We start from the raw sequence: 18,392 nt of genomic DNA on the forward strand, positions 1-18,392 counted from the left end.
ACTGCTCCATCTCACTATGTGGACACTGAATCTCTCACTGTGAACTCTTCGGTCGACTGTACTCCGCGTCGGTGGTGGGCAATTCGACGGCCCGGCCACGTGGAAAACGTGGGTCGATAGACTTTCGGTATGCGACTGGGTCGAATTGCAAGTCCTGACGGTGTGGCTTTCGTGAGTATCGAAGGGGAGGGTGACGCGCAGACTGCCAAGGAAATCGCCGAACATCCTTTCGGCACACCGACCTTCACCGGGCGCTCGTGGCCGCTCGCCGATGTTCGCCTGCTGGCGCCGATTCTCGCCAGCAAGGTGATCGCGATCGGCAAGAACTACGCGGCGCACGCCGCGGAGATGGGTGGCGAAGCGCCCGAATCTCCCGTCATCTTCATCAAGCCGAACACGTCGATCGTCGGACCGGGCGCTCCGATCGTGCTTCCCCCGACGTCGAACGAAGTTCATTACGAAGGCGAACTCGCGGTCGTCATCGGCCGCCCCTGCAAGGACGTTCCCGCGTCCAAGGCTCTCGACGTCGTGCTCGGATACACCGTCGCCAACGATGTATCGGCCCGCGATCACCAGCGTGCCGACGGTCAGTGGACCAGGGCGAAGGGGCATGACACGTTCTGCCCGCTCGGTCCGTGGATCGAGACGTCGCTCGATGCATCGGACGTCGAGATCAAGACCGAGGTCGACGGCCAGGTCAAGCAGCACAGCCGCACGTCGCTGCTGTTGCACGACATCCCGAAGATCATCGAATGGGTCTCCGCCGTCATGACTCTGCTGCCCGGTGACGTCATCCTGACCGGAACTCCGGAGGGCGTCGGGCCGATCGCCGACGGCCAGTCGGTGTCGATCACCGTCGAGGGGATCGGAACGTTGACGAACCCTGTCGTAGCCAAGAACTAGACACCCACACTCAAGCCCTCGAACGTGAGCGAGACATGACCTCCACCGAAGTACGAGTCCGATTCTGCCCTTCGCCGACGGGCACACCCCATGTCGGCCTCATCCGCACCGCGCTGTTCAACTGGGCGTTCGCGCGCCACCACGGTGGCTCGTTCGTCTTCCGCATCGAGGACACCGACGCGGCCCGCGACTCCGAGGAGTCCTACGCCGCCCTTCTCGACGCGTTGCGCTGGCTCGGTCTGACGTGGGACGAGGGCCCCGAGGTCGGTGGACCGTACGAACCGTATCGGCAATCGCTTCGACGCGACCAGCACCTCGAGGTCGTCGCGAAGCTTCTGGAGGCAGGGGAGGCGTACGAGAGCTTCTCGACGCCCGAGGAAGTCGAGGCCAGGCACAAGGCGGCAGGTCGCGATCCGAAGCTCGGATACGACAATTTCGATCGTGACCTCACGCCGGAACAGAAGCAGTCGTTCGTCGACGAGGGCCGCAAACCCGTTGTGCGCCTTCGTATGCCGGATCGCGATCTGACGTGGAACGACTTGGTGCGCGGCGAGACGACGTTCAAGGCGGGAACGGTTCCGGACTTCGCGCTCACCCGTGGCAACGGAATCCCGTTGTACACGTTGGTCAATCCTGTCGACGACGCACTCATGAACATCACCCATGTTCTCCGTGGCGAGGACCTCCTGTCGTCGACGCCGCGTCAGCTCGCGCTGTACGAAGCGTTGGTCCGTATCGGAGTCGCGCAGCGGACACCGGAATTCGGTCACCTTCCCTTCGTGATGGGGCAGGGAAACAAGAAGCTGTCCAAGCGTGATCCCGAGTCGAACCTGTTCATTCACCGCGATCGCGGGTTCGTTCCCGAAGGGCTGCTCAACTATCTGGCATTGCTCGGCTGGGGGATCTCGGACGATCACGACGTGTTCTCGTTGGAGGAGATGGTCGAGGCGTTCGAGATCGGCAAGGTCAACTCGAACCCGGCGCGCTTCGACCAGAAGAAGGCCGACGCCATCAACGCCGAGCAGATCCGACTGCTCGAACCGGCGGACTTCGCGACGCGTCTGCGTGCCTTCCTCACCGAGCACGGCCATCTGCCTGCCGAGATCGACGAGGCGCAGTTCGCGATCGCCGCGGATCTGGTGCAGACACGCATCGTCGTGCTGTCCGACGCGTGGGGACTGCTGAAGTTCCTGTACGTGTCCGACGACGAATTCGAGATCGATCCGGCGGCCGCGTCGAAGAATCTCGGTGCCGACGCGGGCCCGGTGCTCGACGCGACCATCGCCGCGCTGACGGCACTGCCCGAATGGAAGACAGCCGAGTTGGAGGAATCGCTGAAGTCCGCGCTGATCGACGGCCTGGGGCTCAAGCCCCGCAAGGCATTCGCTCCCGTGCGCGTTGCGATCACCGGATCGCACATCAGCCCGCCGCTGTACGAGTCCATGGAACTGCTCGGTCGCGACAAGTCGCTCGCTCGACTCGGCGCGGCGCGCGCCCTGGTGGGTTGATCCACCCGATGGCGAGCCGGTGAGCGCTTCCGGCCGGGTGGACCGGTTCCAACGCAGACATCCGGTGGTCGGGTTTCCGCTCGCTGTCGTCTACAAGTTCGTCGACGATCAGGGTGGCTATCTCGCCGCCCTGATCGCCTACTACGCGTTCGTGTCTCTATTTCCGCTGTTGCTGTTGGGCTCGACGATTCTGGGGATCGTGCTCGCGGGCAATCCCGATCTGCAGCAACAGATTCTGGACTCGGCGCTGAATCAGATCCCGATCGTCGGGCAGGACGTCGGCGAACCCACTCGCATCGGTGGCGGCACACTGGGTCTCGTCGTCGGCGTCGTCGGATCGCTGTACGGCGGTCTCGGTGTCGCGGTGGCGTTCCAGAATGCGATGAACACCGCGTGGGCCGTCCCGAAGAATCTGCGCCCGGACCCGATCCGGGCTCGCCTACGCGGTCTGGGGCTGCTCAGTACCGTCGGAGTGGCGGTACTCGGCATCACCGCGGTCAATGTGATCAGCTCCGCGGGCTACTTCGGGGAGATCACGGGCACCGTCGTGCTGGCTGCTGTCGTTCTGTTGAACATCGTGGTGTTCGGTGTCGCGTTCCGGCTCGCCACGGCGAGGCCACTGTCGGTGGGGGACGTGTTGCCGGGTGCTGTTGCGGCAGGGGTGATCTGGCAGCTCCTGCAGACGTTCGGCGGGGTCTACATCAAACATGTCGTGAGCCGAGCCTCGATCATCAACGGTGTGTTCGCGGTCGTGCTCGGACTGCTCGCCTTCATGTACGTCGCAGCGGTTCTCATCGTCGTCGCGGTCGAGATCAACGTCGTACGCGTCGACAAGCTTTATCCGCGTTCGTTGTTGACCCCGTTCACCGACGATGTCGACCTGACCGAAGGGGACCGTCTCACCTACACCGGACAGGCGGAGGCGCAACGCAGCAAGGGGTTCGAGGAGATCGACGTCAGTTTCGACGGCCCGGGACCGAACGGTCATTCCGGATCGGCGTAGTGCGGCCGGACCGCGATGTCCATCGGGAAGCGTACGACGGTGTCGCCGAACAGCAGTCGCGTCGCCGCCAGCGCGGAGTCGACGACGAGTCCGCGCGCGGTATCGGGGTCGGACGTGTGGACCACGACTTCGTCGTGTTGGAAGAACACCAGTTCGCCTGATCCTGGGCGCGCCGACAGGCGTCGCCGCAGTTCGGCCAACAGACATGACGCCCATTCCGACGCCGTCGCCTGCACGACGAAGTTCCGTGTGAAGCGGCCGCGGGCATGGGTGTCGCCGTGGGACCACCACTCCGGCGTCGGCGGCGGGCAGGCTCGTCCGAGCCACGAACGGACCGTCTCACCCCGTTCGCCGGCGCGCGCGGCGCGTTCGACGTAGTCGACGGCGTCCGGGAAGCGGCGACGCAGCAGCGTGAGGAGAGCCCGCGCGTCACCCGACGTCGCGCCGTAGAGGACTCCGAGGATCGCGACCTTGGCCTTGGCTCGGTCCCCGCCGAATGCGGCGCCGGCGACCAGTGCGTAGAGATCGTCGCTGCCCGCTGCATTCATCATCTGTCGATCACCCGACATCGCGGCGAGAATGCGCGGCTCCAACTGACCGGCGTCGGCGATCACGAAGGTGTGTCCTGGATCCGCGATCACACTGTGCCGCAGGGCTTTCGGAATCTGCAGTGCACCGCCGCCACGGCTCGCCCAACGCCCGGACACGACCCCACCGGGAACGTACACGGGACGGAACCGGTCGTTCCTCACCCAGGTGTCGAGCCACGACCATCCGTTGGTGCTGAACAATTTCGCGAGATCGCGGTAGCGAAGAATCAGCGGGATCGCAGGATGGTCGATCCGTCGCAGAACATGGGCGCGTGTGGAGTCGAGCACGATGTCCTCGCGGGCGAATGCGGCCACCACCTCGGCGGGCGATGCCGGATTGACTCGGCGACCGAAGACCTCGCCGACGGCGGTTTCCAGTTCGATCATCGACCGCGGCAGCGATCCGTCGGGTGGACGGGGGCCCAGGACTGTCTCGAGGTACTGCCGATGACGCGTCGACGAGAACGGCAGCCCGTCGTAGCTCATCTCCGCGGCGGTGAGTGCTCCCGCCGATTCGGCAGCGACGAGCAGTCGAAGCGTCGCCGAATCCTGTATCGCGGTGGCGTGCGTCCGATACGACTCGACCAATGAGTCCGGTGACGGAGGATCGTACGTCTCGAAGAGGCCTGGCCGATCGTCGCGGTCGACCGCGGCCGCCATCACCTCCCCTCGCCGCGTCGCCAGAATCGACTCGGTGAGCTCGAGGTCGTGGCAGCGCTGAACGCGAACGCCTGCGTCGAGCAGCGGGGGATAGACGCGCGCTGCAGAGTCCCAGATCCAGCGTGGGTGAGAGTCGGCCTCGATCCTGGAGATGGTGTCCGCAAGATCGGAACATGTGATTCCGTCGCCGACCGTTCCGTCGTCATCGATCGGAACCAGGACGCCACCCGTGCCCGACGGTGCGACGACCATCTTCACGGCGGATTCTCGCGAACGTTCACCCCATGCAGTCTTCAGTAGTGTCGTTTACAGGCCATCGACGGGTCCGTGCGACGCCGTGGAGTCAGGTCAATGCCTCTGAACAGGCGATTTGGAGAATCATGGGTGGGCCCTGCTAATCTCTATCACGGCTCGAAACGAGGTGCAGAGCGCAGCGGAAACGCTCGCCGAGCAGTTCGAGAAGGTCATTGGGGTATGGTGTAATTGGCAACACAGCGGTTTCTGGTACCGCCATTCTAGGTTCGAGTCCTGGTACCCCAGCAAGCGCGAAGCGGCGATTTGGTCGCAGAGCGCGAGCCGGTTAAGCTTCCTGAGCACTCAGCGAGTGGTTGGTGGAGTGCAACCGGAAGTAACACTGCAAGTGCTGTAAAGATCCTGGCCCCGTCGTCTAGCGGCCTAGGACGCCGCCCTCTCAAGGCGGTAGCGCGGGTTCGAATCCCGTCGGGGCTACAACGAAAACCCTCCCACCGATCGCGGTGGGAGGGTTTTTTCGTTCGTCGGGACGGTCATACACTCTTGCGCCGGAACATCTTCTGGTGATCGGCCGGCCCGTGCGCGTTGTGCACCTTGGGTCCGCCGTCCAGGTGGTCGGTCGCGGTCACCGACTTGTGGTTCTTCTTGTCCAGCACTTCGCGGAACTTCTTCTTCAGATTCTCGTTGTCGGACTGGGTCATGATGATCACTCCTCGGGCGTCGACTGCCCACGAAGGTACTCCTCCCGGCAGGCCGGGCTCACCCCATTTTCGAAAGGTACTGAGCCGTGGTGCCGCCGAGCGGAAGCGTCGGGAGCCCCAGTTTGCGGTGATCCCAGGAACGAATCCGGTCTACGACGACGCGAACGACGATTCTCTTGTTCATCATCTGCTCGACCATCGGGCGAACCTCGTCCGAATAGGGACCGGTGTAGCGCTCCCAGACGCTGATGCCGACGTTCAGGGTGGCGTCCGGATCGTCGACGACCTCGGCGTGGCCGTCGATCGACACACCGCGCAGTGTGTCGTACGTATGACCGTCCTCGACGAGAACCGTGACGCGCGGATCGCGGCGTAGGTTGACGGCCTTCTGGGACTTCGCTTTGGTCTCGAACCAGATTTCGCCGTCGAGTAGCGCGTACCACATCGCGACGAGATGCGGTGTGCCGTCACGACCGATCGTCGCGAGGGTTGCGACGCGGCTGCGTTCGAGAAATTCGCCGATCTCGGCGTCGGTCATCGTGATCTGTGCCCGTTGATTGGTTCCCACGAGCATCTTCCTATCAGAGGTGACCGGTCGGTGTTCGCATTCGACGAACGACGGCTCACAATCGCTTGTGTATGGCCTCCGCCGCCGCGAGGAGGTCGGCGGCCCAGCGGGCGCCGGGGCGCCGTCCGATTCGATCGATCGGACCGGAAACCGATACTGCTGCAACGACATTGCCGACCGCGTCGCGAATCGGCGCGGCCACCGACGCGACGCCGGGCTCACGCTCGCCTGCACTCTGTGCCCATCCGCGTCGACGCACCTCGGCCAACGCGCGCTCGCCGAATTCGGCCTCGGGCAATATCGCTCGTTGAGCGTGCGGATCGGCCCACGCCAGAAGGACCTTGGCGCCGGAGCCTGCAGTCATCGGAAGGCGCGCTCCGACGAGGACCGTGTCGCGCAGTCCCGTCGGAGGTTCCATGGAGGCGACGCAGACGCGAACCGATCCTTCGTGCCGGTAGATCTGCACGCTCTCGCCGGTGATCTCACGTAAGCGGGGAAGGACCGAGGCGGCCGCGTCGAGAAGCGTGTCCGACGCGGTGGCGGCGAGCTCCGCCAGACCGGGTCCAGGACGCCACAGGCCGTTGGCGTCTCGGGTGAGAAGGCGGTGGATCTCGAGTCCGACGGCCAGACGGTGGGCCGTCGCGCGGGGGAGTCCGGTTCGTGCGCAGAGATCGCTCAGCGTGCAGGGTTCCTCGGCTACCGCGTACAGAACGCCCATAGCTTTGTCCAGAACTCCGATGCCGCTATGCTGTCTCATAGGTCGATACTAGCGTCTCGCATAGTGGGAATGCACATTGTGAGATCGCACAGGGTGCGCGCACGATGCGAGAGACGCGCAGTGGGTGTGTGCTGTGCAGTGTCGACGAACGACGCGACGTGGGCCGGCCCGTAGCCCACCGGCGCGACAGGCAGAAGTGACTCGAGCGAAGTAGAGATTGGTGGTAACCATGTCCGGAACAGCACGCACGCTGGCGGAGAAGGTGTGGGATCAGCACGTCGTCGTACGCGGCGAAGGTGAAGGTGCTTCGCGTGAGCCCGATTTGATCTACATCGATCTGCATCTCGTGCACGAGGTCACCAGTCCTCAGGCGTTCGACGGCCTCCGTCTCGCCGGACGACCGCTCCGACGGCCGGACCTCACCATCGCCACCGAGGACCACAACGTCCCGACCGCCGACATCTTCGCGCCCATCGCGGATGTCGTGTCGCGGACGCAGGTCGACACGCTGCGCAAGAATTGCGAGGAATTCGGAGTTCGGCTGCACCCCATGGGCAATCTGGATCAGGGCATCGTCCACATCATCGGCCCGCAGCTGGGCCTGACGCAGCCGGGAATGACCGTCGTCTGCGGAGACAGTCACACCTCGACGCACGGTGCTTTCGGCGCCATCGCAATGGGAATCGGCACGAGCGAAGTCGAACACGTCATGGCGACGCAGACGCTGTCGCTGCGTCCGTTCAAGACGATGGCGATCACCGTCGACGGTGAACTCGCACCCGGCGTCACGAGCAAGGACCTGATCCTCGCCGTGATCGCGAAGATCGGCACCGGTGGCGGTCAGGGTTACGTTCTCGAGTACCGCGGCGAGGCCATCCGCGCGATGTCGATGGAAGCTCGAATGACCATCTGCAACATGTCGATCGAGGCCGGGGCTCGCGCCGGCATGATCGCGCCAGACGAGATCACCTACGACTACATCAAGGGGCGGCCGCACGCACCGCAGGGCGCGGACTGGGACGAGGCCGTCGCGGCGTGGGACCAGCTGAAGACCGATCCGGATGCCGTCTTCGACAACGAGGTTCACATCGACGCGTCGTCGCTCACGCCGTTCGTGACGTGGGGTACCAACCCGGGGCAGGGCGCGCCACTCGGTGATCGCGTTCCCAATCCGGACGATTTCGCCGACGAGAGCGCCAAATTGGCTGCCGAGAAGGCGCTGCAGTACATGGGTCTCGAGGCAGGAACTCCGTTGCGGGAGGTCTCGGTCGACACCGTGTTCGTCGGATCCTGCACCAACGGTCGCATCGAGGATCTGCGTGCCGTCGCAGAGGTTCTCGACGGCCGCACGGTCGCCGACGGTGTGCGCATGCTGATCGTGCCCGGATCGATGCGCGTGCGCGCACAGGCCGAGGAGGAAGGTCTCGGTGAGATCTTCACCGCCGCAGGCGCCGAATGGCGCCAGGCCGGATGCTCGATGTGTCTCGGAATGAACCCGGATCAGCTCGCATCCGGCGAGCGTTCGGCGTCCACCTCCAACCGAAACTTCGAAGGGCGTCAAGGGAAAGGGAGCCGTACTCACCTGGTCTCGCCGCTCGTCGCGGCTGCCACTGCGGTACGAGGCACGCTGTCGTCGCCCGCCGATCTCGTCTGACCCGGCCTTTCATTCGCACGAATTATTCGTTGACCGTAGGAGATTTTTCGATGGAACCCTTTACCAGCCATAAAGGAATCGGCGTACCGCTGCGTCGGTCGAACGTCGACACCGACCAGATCATTCCGGCCGAGTACCTGAAGCGAGTCACGCGTACGGGTTTCGAGGACGGTCTGTTCGCCGCGTGGCGAAACGATCCTGATTTCATTCTCAACAACAGTCCGTACGACCGCGGTTCGGTTCTGGTTGCGGGACCGGACTTCGGAACGGGGTCCTCGAGGGAGCATGCGGTGTGGGCTCTCTCCGACTTCGGATTTCGGGTCGTCATCGCGTCGCGTTTCGCCGACATCTTCCGCGGGAACGCCGGAAAGGCGGGTTTGCTGGCCGCACAGGTCGAGCAGAGCGACGTCGAATTGATCTGGAAGGCACTCGAAGAGCAGCCAGGACTCGAGATCACCGTCGATCTGGAAGAGAAGACCGTCACAGCGGGAACCTTGGTGGTGCGCTTCGATATTGACGACTACACGAGGTGGCGCCTGCTGGAGGGCCTGGACGACATCGGATTGACGTTACGCCAGGTAGACGCCATTGCCGAGTACGAAAAGGCAAGGCCTTCATGGAAACCTACGACGCTTCCCGAGCGCATCGAGGCCCCATCCGAAGGGTAGGAAATTCGGCCTCCGAGACCTACTGTGGCGGTAAATCTTTCCGTTGCGCCTGATGAAAATTGGCGTGGCGCATAGACTCTTGACGTCTTGGGGTTTACCGTTGTAGTAGTCGGTCCGACGATGGGCCACAATATTGCGGAGGAAATCCATGAACAAGGCAGAGCTGATCGATGCCCTGACCGAGAAGTTGGGGTCTGACAGGCGGAGCGCGACCGAGGCTGTCGAGAACATCGTCGACACCATCGTGCGTGCAGTTCACCGTGGCGAGAGCGTCACCATCACCGGATTCGGTGTGTTCGAGCAGCGTCGCCGTGCGGCTCGTGTCGCGCGCAACCCTCGTACCGGCGAGACCGTTCGCGTGAAGCCGACCAACGTTCCTGCTTTCCGTCCGGGTGCTCAGTTCAAGGCCGTCATCGCTGGCGGACAGAAGCTTCCGGCGTCCGGCCCTGCCGTCAAGCGTGGATCGGCTGCTGCGCCGGCGAAGAAGACTGCAGCAGCGAAGAAGACCGCAGCCAAGAAGGCAGCAGTCAAGACGACCGCTCGTAAGACCACGGCAGCCAAGAAGGCAGCACCGGCCAAGACGACGGCCCGCAAGACCACCACCGCCGCCGCCAAGAAGGCAGCACCGGCCAAGACGACGGCCCGTAAGACCACCACCGCCGCCGCCAAGAAGGCAGCTCCCGCGAAGACGGCTGCGAAGAAGACCACGGCTGCAGCGAAGAAGGCTCCGGCCAAGACGGCAGCCAAGAAGACCACGGCTGCAGCGAAGAAGGCTCCGGCCAAGACCGCAGCCAAGAAGACCGCAGCCAAGAAGGCCCCGGCCAAGCGCACCGCACGCAAGTAAGCGTCGAACGGTACGGCAGTACCGAAAACAACGACAGGGCCCCGACATTCGATGTCGGGGTCCTGTCGTCGTCCTGTATGTCGTCGTCCTGTATGTCGTTGCCGTGGACCGATTCTGTGTCGGCCGTTGTGTCGTACCGCGTGTCAGTCCTCGGCCGGCACGGTCGGCAGCGGGCTCGCCAGGTGATCGGCCGCGATCAGTTTGTCGCCGTACAGTGTCAGCACCCAGACGCTGCCTTTTCGATTACGGTTCGGCGGTAGCGTGACGCCGTCCTTCTCCGCCCACCACGACAGCAGATCCGGAATGACCTTGCCCTGACTGCACAGTGCGGTCACGTGATCTGCCGACGCGATCTCGCGGGCACGCCGGCGAGCGGTCGGCGGGTCCTCCCAATACCCCTCTTCGGAGAGCAAGGGTTCCAACGTGATCTGTTCCCCCAGCGCGTCCGCAAGAGGCTGTACGGTTTGCACACACCGCCGCCGATTCGCCGCGTGCACGGTCTCCGCTCCGAACGCTCGCAGCTGTCCGACGAGCGCCGCTGCCTGGGTTTGTCCGAGCTTGTCCAAGGGGCGCAACGCGTCGTCGCCTTTGTAGCGCGATCGTTGCCCGGCGCGACCGTGCCGAACCAGCAACAGGGTCCGGGTGTCCGCCGGTTGCTTCAGGAATTTGTTCAGCACCTTGCGATCCATCGGATACGACAATTCACGCGCGGCGTGCTCGGGGCTGACCCATCTCAGCTCGTCCACTTCGGAGTTAGCTTCGAATTTGCCGTCGCGTGCTTCCGCGGCCCAGTAGTCGACCTTCTTCGTCTTCTGGTGCCCCGGAACGGGATACGTGACCTTGGTCAGATACCGGCCCAATCGGGCGTCGAACCCCGTCTCCTCGGCGACTTCCCGCACTGCGGCCACGACGGCGTTCTCGCCCGGGTCGATCTTTCCCTTCGGAAAGGACCAGTCGTCGTACTTCGGGCGATGAACGAGAGCGACACGAATGTCGCCTCCGTCGCCGGGGCATCGTCGCCACAGGACGGCACCTGCGGCGAAGATGTTGGCGCGCAGCGATTTGTCGCCGCGGCTCATCAGGAGGCCCGACTCCGACGGCTGCGCATCAGCTCGACCTGGTGCTCGCGCACGGTCTCACCCTGTGCGGGCGACGCGGCCCAGCTGCCGTCGGGCTGCAGAACCCAGCAGCGCGTGGTCGGGTCGAGAGCGGACTCGAAGATGTCGTCGAGTTGAGCGGTCAACCGTGGATCCTTCACCTGCGCCATGACTTCCACGCGGCGGTCCAGATTGCGATGCATCATGTCCGCGCTACCGATCCAGAATTCTTCCGAACCGCGGAACTCGAGTATTCGTGAGTGTTCGAGGAAACGCCCGAGAATGGAACGCACCTCGATGTTCTCGCTCAGGCCGGGTACTCCTGGCTTCAGGGCGCAGATGCCGCGCACGACGACCTGAATCGGGACTCCGGCAGCGGACGCACGGTACAGGGCGTCGATGACCTGTTCGTCCACGAGCGCGTTGGCCTTCAGCCGAACACCGGCGTTGCGGCCCGCCTGCTTGTGCTCGACCTCGCGTTCGATGCGCTCGATGATCCCGCGTCGAACCCCGTACGGAGCCACCAGGAGATTTCGGTAGTGGGACTTGCGTGAGTATCCGGTCAGCGAATTGAACAGGTCGGTGAGGTCGGCGCCGATCTCGGGCGACGACGTCAACAGGCCCACGTCCTCGTAGATGCGGGCAGTCTTCGGGTTGTAGTTGCCGGTTCCGATGTGGCAGTACCGACGAATGACCGATCCTTCGCGTCGAACGACGAGGCACGTCTTGCAGTGCGTCTTCAAGCCGACGAGACCGTATACGACGTGTACCCCGGCCTTTTCGAGCTTGCGTGCCCATTCGATGTTGGCCTGCTCGTCGAACCGCGCCTTGATCTCGACCAGTGCGACGACCTGCTTGCCCGCGCCTGCCGCGTCGACGAGTGCGTTGACGATCGGTGAGTCACCGGAGGTGCGGTAGAGAGTCTGCTTGATGGCGAGCACGTGCGGATCGGCAGCCGCCTGCTCGATGAAGCGCTGCACACTCGTCGAGAACGAATCGTACGGATGCTGCACCAGCACATCGCCGTCGCGCAGCGTCGAGAACACGCTTTTCGGTGTTTCGCGCTCGCCGAACGCCGGATGTGTCGCAGGCACGAACGGTGCGTCCTTGAGGGTGGGACGGTCGACGCCGTACACCTGCCACAGGCAGGACAGGTCGAGGAGGCCCGGCACCTGGATGACGTCACCGGGGTCGACGTCGAGTTCGCGCAACAGCAGGCCCAGCATGTGCTCGGTCATGTCGTCGGCGATCTCGAGGCGGACCGGCGAACCGAATCGGCGACGCGCCAGCTCGCGTTCGAGTGCCTGCAGCAGATCCTCGTCTCGATCTTCCTCGACCTCGAAATCCGCGTTGCGCGTGATGCGGAACGCGTGGCTCTCCACGACTTCCATTCCGGGGAACAGGACGTCGAGGTGCGCCGAGATGACCTCTTCCATCGCGAGGAACGCATCGACGGACTGGCCGTCGCCGCCGCGTCGCACACGCACGAAACGGTCGACGTTGTCCGGAACCTTGACGCGCGCGAAGTGCTCGCCTGCGGTGGCGTAATCCTTTACCGTGACAGCGAGATTGAGGCTGAGGCCGCTGATGTACGGGAACGGGTGGGCGGGGTCGACGGCGAGAGGTGTCAGTACCGGGAAGATCTGTTCCTGGAAGTACGCGGACAGGCGTTCGCGTTCGGCGTCGTCGAGGTCTCGCCACCGGACGATCTCGATGCCCTCGGATGCCAACTCGGGCAGGATCGAGTCGAGCAGCACCCGCGCGTGGCGACGCGCAAGTTCCTGTGTCCGTTCGCCGATCAGTGCGAGCTGTTCACGGGGAGTGAGACCGTCGGCGGATCGGACCGACAGCCCCGTCTCGTCACGACGTTTCAGTCCTGCGACGCGGACCATGTAGAACTCGTCGAGATTCGAGGCGAAGATGGCGAGGAACTTCGCACGCTCGAGGAGCGGAAGCGACGAATCCTCCGCGAGAGCGAGAACGCGTGAATTGAAGTCCAGCCAGCTCAATTCGCGGTTCAGATAACGATTTTCGGGCAGAGCGTCCTTGTTCTGCACGACCTCGGGAGTAGTGGCGGCCGGTAGGGCGGACGGACTGCTCGGTGTCACGTTCGCCAGGGGAGCACTCCATTCCGCAGCCTCGACACCGCCCGAAGGGTCAGTGGATTCCGATTCGCCGGTCTGTACTTCGCTGTCGCTCACGAGAACGATCATCCCCCATTCCGTCGACGGTTGAAACTCGGATCGGCCATTTCGATCGCGATGCCGTGGCCGCATCACCAACCGAGCGTACGGAGAACTTCCGCGGTGGCGGGTCCGACACCCAACGAGAGTGCTTGTCGCACGTCGTCGATCGTGTCCACGTCGAGACGGAGGCCGGGCCAGGTGCCGTCGAGATCGTCGGCGCCCGACTGTCGGTGACGCTGGGCCGACGCCGGTCCGAACAGGGGAGTGAAGTCGCTCGCACCTGCCTTCAGGATCAGTGCAGCCGTTCCCGTTCCGTGATGATCGCTGACGACGGACCTCGACGCCGGACGTGCGGTCTCGTAGGCCTCGGCGAGTTCCTCCGAACGCAATGCGGGCAGATCGGCCTGCAGGACGATGATGTCGTGTTCTCCGCCGGCACGAGCGGAGGTCATCGCAGCCGAGAACGCCGAGTTCAGTCGGTCGGCGGACGTGCCGTCCTCGCCTGCCGGATCCTCGACGACGAGAGCCCCCAACTCGTCCGCCACGTCGGCGACGGTCGGATCCGGCGTGACGACGGTGATCGACCCGACTGCCTCCACCGCACGGGCCGCCTGCACGGTGTCACGCAGCATCGCCACGACGAGCCGCGCCCGATCGACGTCCGAGAACGAATCGGCCAACCTCGTCTTGGCGGTGGTCAGATCCTTCACTGCGATGACCACGTGGGCGGTACTCATGGGTACCGATCCTGCCAGCGTGCGCGTCGCGCGCCGAGTTCGACCTCGGTGACGGGGCTCGGGCGGCTACTGTGATGCGGCGGCATGCTGGCGGGGTGGCCGACGCGGATTCCGGCGAGACTTTTCGAGAAGGTGGTTTTCGATGACCAGAGCAGCAGTACTCGGTTCCGGATCGTGGGGAACGGCATTCGCGAAAGTGCTTGCCGATGCCGGGACGGACGTCACGATGTGGGCCCGACGTGAGGAGTTGGCGTCGGCGATCGCCGACAAGCACGAGAACACCGACTATCTCCCCGGAATCACGTTGCCGTCGTCGATCTCGGCCACGAGCGACCCGGAGACGGCGCTCGACGGGGCCGACATCGTCGTGCTCGCGGTGCCCTCGCAGTCGTTGCGCGCCAACCTGGCCACGTGGACCGACTTCATTCCGGCGGATGCGACGCTGCTCAGTCTGGCCAAGGGAATCGAGACCGGAACCTTGCTGCGTATGAGTCAGGTGGTCGGTCAGGTGACGGGGGCGGATCCCAGTCGGATCGCGTCGTTGTCCGGCCCGAATCTCGCGCGGCCGATCGCGGAGGGTCAGCCGGCTGCAACGGTCATCGCATGCCCGGATTCCAGGCGCGCGCTCGAGATTCAGAAGTCCTGTGCGACAGGCTATTTCCGTCCCTACACCAATTCCGACGTCATCGGCTGCGAAATCGGCGGTGCGTGCAAGAACGTCATCGCCCTCGCCTGCGGAATGGCGAGTGGCGTCGGCTACGGCGAGAACACGCTCGCGTCGATCATGACGCGCGGCCTCGCCGAGATCATTCGGCTCGGCACCGCGCTCGGCGCGAAGCCGGCGACGCTGGCCGGTCTCGCGGGCGTCGGCGATCTCGTCGCGACATGCTCGTCGACGCTGTCGCGCAACCGCACGTTCGGTGAGCGTCTCGGGTCGGGCGGATCGATGGAGAGTGCGCAGGAAGCTGCACACGGTCAGGTCGCCGAGGGCGTCAAGTCCTGCACGTCGGTACGTGCGCTGGCCGAGAGCTACGACGTCGAGATGCCGCTCACCGAAGCGGTCCACCGCGTGTGCCACGAAGGATTGTCGGTTCCCGACGCCGTCGGGCATCTGCTCGGCCGTCGTATCAAGCCCGAGTGAAGGTGGGCCACGTCCACTGTGGCCGATGAGGTGGCGGTACGGTTTGGAACCGTGAGCACACCCCGTACCAAGGTCGCCGTCCTCTTCGGCGGCCGGAGCAACGAGCACGCCGTGTCCTGTGTATCCGCAGGCAGCGTGCTGAAGCATCTCGATCCGGAGCGGTACGAGGTCGTCCCGATCGGCATCACCACCGACGGCGCCTGGGTGCTCGGCGCCTCGGACCTCGAAGCACTGGCCATCCACGGCCGTGAACTTCCGTCCGTGGACAAGGACGGCGTCGCGCTGGCACTGACGGCCGATCCGACCCGTCGAGGCGCGCTCGTCGGACTCGGGGAGGGCGACGCGGGCAAGGTTCTCGACGCCGTCGACGTCGTCTTCCCGATCCTGCACGGACCGTACGGCGAGGACGGAACAGTTCAGGGGTTGCTCGAGCTCGCAGGCATTCCGTACGTCGGCCCGGGCGTCCTCGCCAGCGCTGCGGGAATGGACAAGGAGTTCACGAAGAAGCTGTTGGCGGCGGAGGGGCTGCCGGTCGGCAGGCAGGTGGTGCTCCGGCACGACACCGAATCGTTGACCCCTGCGCAGCAGGATTCGATCGGACTGCCCGCATTCGTCAAGCCCGCGCGTGGCGGATCGTCCATCGGCATCTCACGGATCGTCGCGTGGAGCCAACTTCCGGCGGCCATCGCCGAGGCTCGTCGCCACGATCCGAAAGTGGTTGTGGAAGCGGCCATTCACGGGCGTGAGGTCGAGTGCGGTGTTCTCGAGTTTCCGGACGGTGCCGTGCGCGCGAGCGCGGTCGCCGAGATCAAGTTGCCCGGCGCCGACGCGAACGACCACTCGTTCTACGACTTCGACAGCAAGTACCTCGACGACGTCACCGAATTCGACTTGCCCGCCGATCTTTCCGAGGACGTCGCCGACCGAATCCGTGCGATCGCGGTCGACGCGTTCCGTGCGCTCGATTGCCAGGGACTCGCGCGTGTCGACTTCTTCGTCACCGACGACGGCCCCGTCATCAACGAGATCAACACGATGCCCGGATTCACCTCGATCTCGATGTACCCGAAGATGTGGGGCGAAAGCGGTGTCGAGTACGGGGCCCTGCTCGATACGTTGATCGAGACGGCCGTCGCCCGGGGTGTCGGACTGCGCTAGTTCGGGGTCTGACGCAGAGGCGCAGGATCGAGCGGTGTCTGCGGCAATGCGGCGGTGATTGCGTTCGACGCGTCCTGCAGCGGTGTCGGTCCCGACCCACCGGGAACGGTCAATGCGACGTAGACGGCGCGGTCGACGGCGAACCACGTACTGGCGTCGATGCCGGAGTCGGCACCGGACACCTCGAACCATTGCACATCGTTGACGACCTGCAGGGGCGCTGCGACGTCGAACCCGTCAGGTCGGTCGAGGCCACAACGCAGGACGACAGGTTCGGACTCGTCGTCGCCTGGTGCCCACGCGCGAGCGCCCGCCGGGGCAGGGTCGAGCAGTTCGGCCGAGCGGTAGTCACCGAGTTGCTCGGGCAGAGCGCCCAGCAGCGAGGTGCATTCCGGACTCTCGGCTTCGGGCGCGTTCACCGGTCCGAGTGCTTCGGGTGGGCGCGTGGACTTGCCCGACACCATGACGGCCGCGACGATGACACCGATCAGCAGCGCGACCGGAAGCGCGACCGCCGTCGCGATGACCGCCGGGTGACGCCGCTCGGGTTGCTCCTGAAGTGTCGGCTCTGTCGGTGGCTGGGGCCTGGATTCGGGTTCGCTCATGGTCCTTCGGTCTTTTCGCAGTGTGAGGTCAGTGCTGGTCGACGACCTGGCAGGTCAACGTGCGAGTGATCGAGTCGACCTTCTGGATGTGTCCGACGATGTCGCGAACCTGTGCGTCGCCTTCACCCTCGGCGCGCACGACGACGTCGTACGGTCCGGTCACTGCTTCTGCCGACACCACGCCGGACACCTCGCGCAACGCGGATGCCACGAGGCCCGCGCGCCCCACCTCGGTCTGAACGAGGACGAATATCTGCACCATTGCTGGTCCCTTCCGGCGATCCTCGGCCGCGACACCGGCGGTAGTGTCGAGCGAGGGGAACGTGATCGTGGTGAACAGTTCACCGCCTGCGCACCTGCCGCTAAAAGTACCGCAGCGGCGAATCGGGTCCTCGCGCGCACGACCACCATCGACACGAGGGAGCTTTCGTCATCGACAACGGAGAGACGACCGTCGGCAGCGTCGGCGAGTTCGGTGTCATCGACAGGATCACCCAGGGGCGGCATCATCCGGCCGACACGGTCCTCGGCCCGGGAGACGACGCGGCGATCGTCGCCGCGCCCTCGCGATCGGTCGTGGCTACGACGGATATGTTGGTGCAGGGCAGGCATTTTCGACTGGACTGGTCGAGTCCGGTCGACATCGGACGTAAAGCGATTGCGCAGAACGCTGCGGACGTCGTGGCGATGGGTGCACGGTGCACCGGCTTCCTCGTCGCCCTCGGCTGCCCGTCGGACACGCCGATCTCGGTCACCGACGGACTCACCGACGGGCTGTGGCTCGAAGCCGAGCGCACGGGAGCGGGCATCGTCGGCGGTGATCTCGTGCAGTCGGAAAGCCTCGTGATTTCGATCACCGCCCTGGGGGATCTGGACGGGCGACCCGCCGTACTCCGTTCCGGGGCGCAACCGGGAGACGTCGTCGCCGTCGCCGGTCGGCTGGGACGGTCGGCCGCTGGGCTCGCCGTCCTGCTGGCGGGAATCGACGGTCACGACGGACTCGTCGACGCGCATCGGGTTCCCAGCCCGGACTATTCCCGAGGGGCGGCTGCCGCGCGTGCGGGTGCGACGTCGCTCACCGACGTCTCCGACGGGTTGCTCGCCGACCTCGGGCACATCGCGGACGCGTCGTCCGTGTCGATCGACGTCGTCACGGAACTGCTGCACCCTGACGACGACATGCGCTCTGCGGCAAACGAACTCGGGGTGTCCGTGTTCGACTGGATGCTCGGCGGAGGTGAGGACCATGCGTTCGCCGGAACCTTCCCGGCGAGCGTGATTCTGCCCGACGGATGGGTCGTGATCGGGGCCGTGCACGACGGGTCGGGCGTCACCGTCGACGGGAGAGGCCACGACGGGAGCCACGGCTGGTCGAGCTTCTCCGTGTGAGGACGGTTTC

The 18,392-nt window shown here is 64.9% G+C and carries 18 protein-coding genes and 2 tRNA genes; 11 read left to right on the forward strand and 9 right to left on the reverse strand.

Annotated features, from left to right (window positions below; all coding sequences use genetic code 11):
• Positions 1-129 precede the first annotated feature (129 nt).
• From A3K89_RS17770 to A3K89_RS17780, 3 genes are read left to right on the forward strand one after another with little or no spacing between them, the layout of a single operon-like run.
• Positions 130-903: a fumarylacetoacetate hydrolase family protein gene (locus A3K89_RS17770; RefSeq protein WP_068428456.1), complete on the forward strand. Its 774-nt coding sequence runs from the start codon at positions 130-132 to the stop codon at positions 901-903.
• Positions 904-938: 35 nt separating this feature from the next.
• Entirely contained in the window at positions 939-2,411 is a 1,473-nt protein-coding gene (gene gltX, locus A3K89_RS17775) for a glutamate--tRNA ligase (RefSeq protein ID WP_068428459.1), read from the forward strand.
• Positions 2,412-2,430: 19 nt separating this feature from the next.
• A complete protein-coding gene (locus tag A3K89_RS17780; protein ID WP_174551448.1) occupies positions 2,431-3,414 on the forward strand; it encodes a YihY/virulence factor BrkB family protein in 984 nt (327 codons plus the stop codon).
• Here A3K89_RS17780 and A3K89_RS17785 read toward each other — a convergent pair.
• Positions 3,396-4,916: a bifunctional 3'-5' exonuclease/DNA polymerase gene (locus A3K89_RS17785; protein ID WP_084423882.1), complete on the reverse strand. Its 1,521-nt coding sequence runs from the start codon at positions 4,914-4,916 to the stop codon at positions 3,396-3,398. The two genes, A3K89_RS17780 and A3K89_RS17785, sit on opposite strands and share 19 nt — an antisense overlap.
• Before the next feature lie 216 nt (positions 4,917-5,132).
• Here A3K89_RS17785 and A3K89_RS17790 point away from each other — a divergent pair.
• A tRNA-Gln gene (locus A3K89_RS17790) sits at positions 5,133-5,204 on the forward strand.
• A gap of 116 nt (positions 5,205-5,320) precedes the next feature.
• Positions 5,321-5,393: transfer RNA gene (locus A3K89_RS17795), tRNA-Glu, on the forward strand.
• A gap of 56 nt (positions 5,394-5,449) precedes the next feature.
• On the opposite strand, the gene A3K89_RS26030 is transcribed toward A3K89_RS17795, so the two are convergent.
• From A3K89_RS26030 to A3K89_RS17805, 3 genes are read right to left on the reverse strand one after another with little or no spacing between them, the layout of a single operon-like run.
• On the reverse strand, positions 5,450-5,617 hold the full coding sequence (locus A3K89_RS26030) for a DUF5302 domain-containing protein (protein ID WP_165839592.1): 168 nt from the start codon (positions 5,615-5,617) through the stop codon (positions 5,450-5,452).
• 58 nt (positions 5,618-5,675) lie between these two features.
• Positions 5,676-6,185, reverse strand: coding sequence for a PPOX class F420-dependent oxidoreductase (locus A3K89_RS17800; RefSeq protein WP_068429137.1), 510 nt, complete (start codon positions 6,183-6,185; stop codon positions 5,676-5,678).
• A 55-nt stretch (positions 6,186-6,240) separates the two neighbouring features.
• A complete protein-coding gene (locus A3K89_RS17805) occupies positions 6,241-6,942 on the reverse strand; it encodes an IclR family transcriptional regulator (protein WP_068428468.1) in 702 nt (233 codons plus the stop codon).
• Between the two features lie 190 nt (positions 6,943-7,132).
• Here A3K89_RS17805 and leuC point away from each other — a divergent pair, with 190 nt between their 5' ends.
• The 3 genes from leuC (at position 7,133) to A3K89_RS17820 (ending at position 10,069) form a co-directional block, all read left to right on the forward strand.
• On the forward strand, positions 7,133-8,557 hold the full coding sequence (gene leuC / locus A3K89_RS17810) for a 3-isopropylmalate dehydratase large subunit (RefSeq protein ID WP_068428471.1): 1,425 nt from the start codon (positions 7,133-7,135) through the stop codon (positions 8,555-8,557).
• A gap of 50 nt (positions 8,558-8,607) precedes the next feature.
• Positions 8,608-9,225, forward strand: coding sequence for a 3-isopropylmalate dehydratase small subunit (gene leuD, locus A3K89_RS17815; protein ID WP_068428474.1), 618 nt, complete (start codon positions 8,608-8,610; stop codon positions 9,223-9,225).
• Positions 9,226-9,373: 148 nt separating this feature from the next.
• A complete protein-coding gene (locus A3K89_RS17820; RefSeq protein WP_068428477.1) occupies positions 9,374-10,069 on the forward strand; it encodes an HU family DNA-binding protein in 696 nt (231 codons plus the stop codon).
• A gap of 143 nt (positions 10,070-10,212) precedes the next feature.
• On the opposite strand, the gene A3K89_RS17825 is transcribed toward A3K89_RS17820, so the two are convergent.
• The 3 genes from A3K89_RS17825 to cofC all read right to left on the reverse strand — a co-directional run bounded on the left by A3K89_RS17825 (position 10,213) and on the right by cofC (position 14,089).
• Entirely contained in the window at positions 10,213-11,148 is a 936-nt protein-coding gene (locus tag A3K89_RS17825) for an NUDIX hydrolase (RefSeq protein WP_068428480.1), read from the reverse strand.
• Entirely contained in the window at positions 11,148-13,283 is a 2,136-nt protein-coding gene (locus A3K89_RS17830; protein ID WP_371828814.1) for an RNA degradosome polyphosphate kinase, read from the reverse strand. The genes A3K89_RS17825 and A3K89_RS17830 overlap by 1 nt, the downstream gene beginning before the upstream one ends.
• A gap of 158 nt (positions 13,284-13,441) precedes the next feature.
• A complete protein-coding gene (gene cofC, locus A3K89_RS17835; RefSeq protein WP_174551449.1) occupies positions 13,442-14,089 on the reverse strand; it encodes a 2-phospho-L-lactate guanylyltransferase in 648 nt (215 codons plus the stop codon).
• Positions 14,090-14,231: 142 nt separating this feature from the next.
• On the opposite strand from cofC, the gene A3K89_RS17840 reads away from it, so the two are divergent.
• A complete protein-coding gene (locus A3K89_RS17840; protein ID WP_068428489.1) occupies positions 14,232-15,230 on the forward strand; it encodes an NAD(P)H-dependent glycerol-3-phosphate dehydrogenase in 999 nt (332 codons plus the stop codon).
• A gap of 51 nt (positions 15,231-15,281) precedes the next feature.
• Positions 15,282-16,388: a D-alanine--D-alanine ligase family protein gene (locus tag A3K89_RS17845; RefSeq protein WP_068429138.1), complete on the forward strand. Its 1,107-nt coding sequence runs from the start codon at positions 15,282-15,284 to the stop codon at positions 16,386-16,388.
• Here the strand turns inward: A3K89_RS17845 and A3K89_RS17850 are convergent.
• Complete coding sequence (locus A3K89_RS17850; protein ID WP_068428491.1) at positions 16,385-16,993, reverse strand: DUF3515 domain-containing protein; 609 nt, start codon at positions 16,991-16,993, stop codon at positions 16,385-16,387. The two genes, A3K89_RS17845 and A3K89_RS17850, sit on opposite strands and share 4 nt — an antisense overlap.
• 28 nt (positions 16,994-17,021) lie before the next feature.
• Entirely contained in the window at positions 17,022-17,255 is a 234-nt protein-coding gene (locus A3K89_RS17855) for an Lrp/AsnC ligand binding domain-containing protein (RefSeq protein ID WP_068428494.1), read from the reverse strand.
• Positions 17,256-17,425: 170 nt separating this feature from the next.
• On the opposite strand from A3K89_RS17855, the gene A3K89_RS17860 reads away from it, so the two are divergent.
• Entirely contained in the window at positions 17,426-18,382 is a 957-nt protein-coding gene (locus A3K89_RS17860) for a thiamine-phosphate kinase (RefSeq protein ID WP_084423862.1), read from the forward strand.
• The last annotated feature ends 10 nt before the right edge of the window (positions 18,383-18,392 follow it).

Source organism: Rhodococcoides kyotonense (assembly GCF_001645385.1).
GTDB classification, from domain to species: domain Bacteria; phylum Actinomycetota; class Actinomycetes; order Mycobacteriales; family Mycobacteriaceae; genus Rhodococcoides; species Rhodococcoides kyotonensis_B.

Excerpts from the sequence above, each read along its gene's own strand:
- A3K89_RS17825 (WP_068428480.1), bottom strand. The coding sequence starts at position 11,148 with ATGAGCCGCGGCGACAAATCGCTGCGCGCCAACATCTTCGCCGCAGGT.
- A3K89_RS17840 (WP_068428489.1), top strand. The coding sequence starts at position 14,232 with ATGACCAGAGCAGCAGTACTCGGTTCCGGATCGTGGGGAACGGCATTC.
- A3K89_RS17785 (WP_084423882.1), bottom strand. The coding sequence starts at position 4,916 with ATGGTCGTCGCACCGTCGGGCACGGGTGGCGTCCTGGTTCCGATCGAT.
- cofC (WP_174551449.1), bottom strand. The coding sequence starts at position 14,089 with ATGAGTACCGCCCACGTGGTCATCGCAGTGAAGGATCTGACCACCGCC.
- leuC (WP_068428471.1), top strand. The coding sequence starts at position 7,133 with ATGTCCGGAACAGCACGCACGCTGGCGGAGAAGGTGTGGGATCAGCAC.
- A3K89_RS17850 (WP_068428491.1), bottom strand. The coding sequence starts at position 16,993 with ATGAGCGAACCCGAATCCAGGCCCCAGCCACCGACAGAGCCGACACTT.
- gltX (WP_068428459.1), top strand. The coding sequence starts at position 939 with ATGACCTCCACCGAAGTACGAGTCCGATTCTGCCCTTCGCCGACGGGC.
- A3K89_RS17805 (WP_068428468.1), bottom strand. The coding sequence starts at position 6,942 with ATGAGACAGCATAGCGGCATCGGAGTTCTGGACAAAGCTATGGGCGTT.
- A3K89_RS26030 (WP_165839592.1), bottom strand. The coding sequence starts at position 5,617 with ATGACCCAGTCCGACAACGAGAATCTGAAGAAGAAGTTCCGCGAAGTG.
- A3K89_RS17770 (WP_068428456.1), top strand. The coding sequence starts at position 130 with ATGCGACTGGGTCGAATTGCAAGTCCTGACGGTGTGGCTTTCGTGAGT.
- leuD (WP_068428474.1), top strand. The coding sequence starts at position 8,608 with ATGGAACCCTTTACCAGCCATAAAGGAATCGGCGTACCGCTGCGTCGG.
- A3K89_RS17820 (WP_068428477.1), top strand. The coding sequence starts at position 9,374 with ATGAACAAGGCAGAGCTGATCGATGCCCTGACCGAGAAGTTGGGGTCT.
- A3K89_RS17855 (WP_068428494.1), bottom strand. The coding sequence starts at position 17,255 with ATGGTGCAGATATTCGTCCTCGTTCAGACCGAGGTGGGGCGCGCGGGC.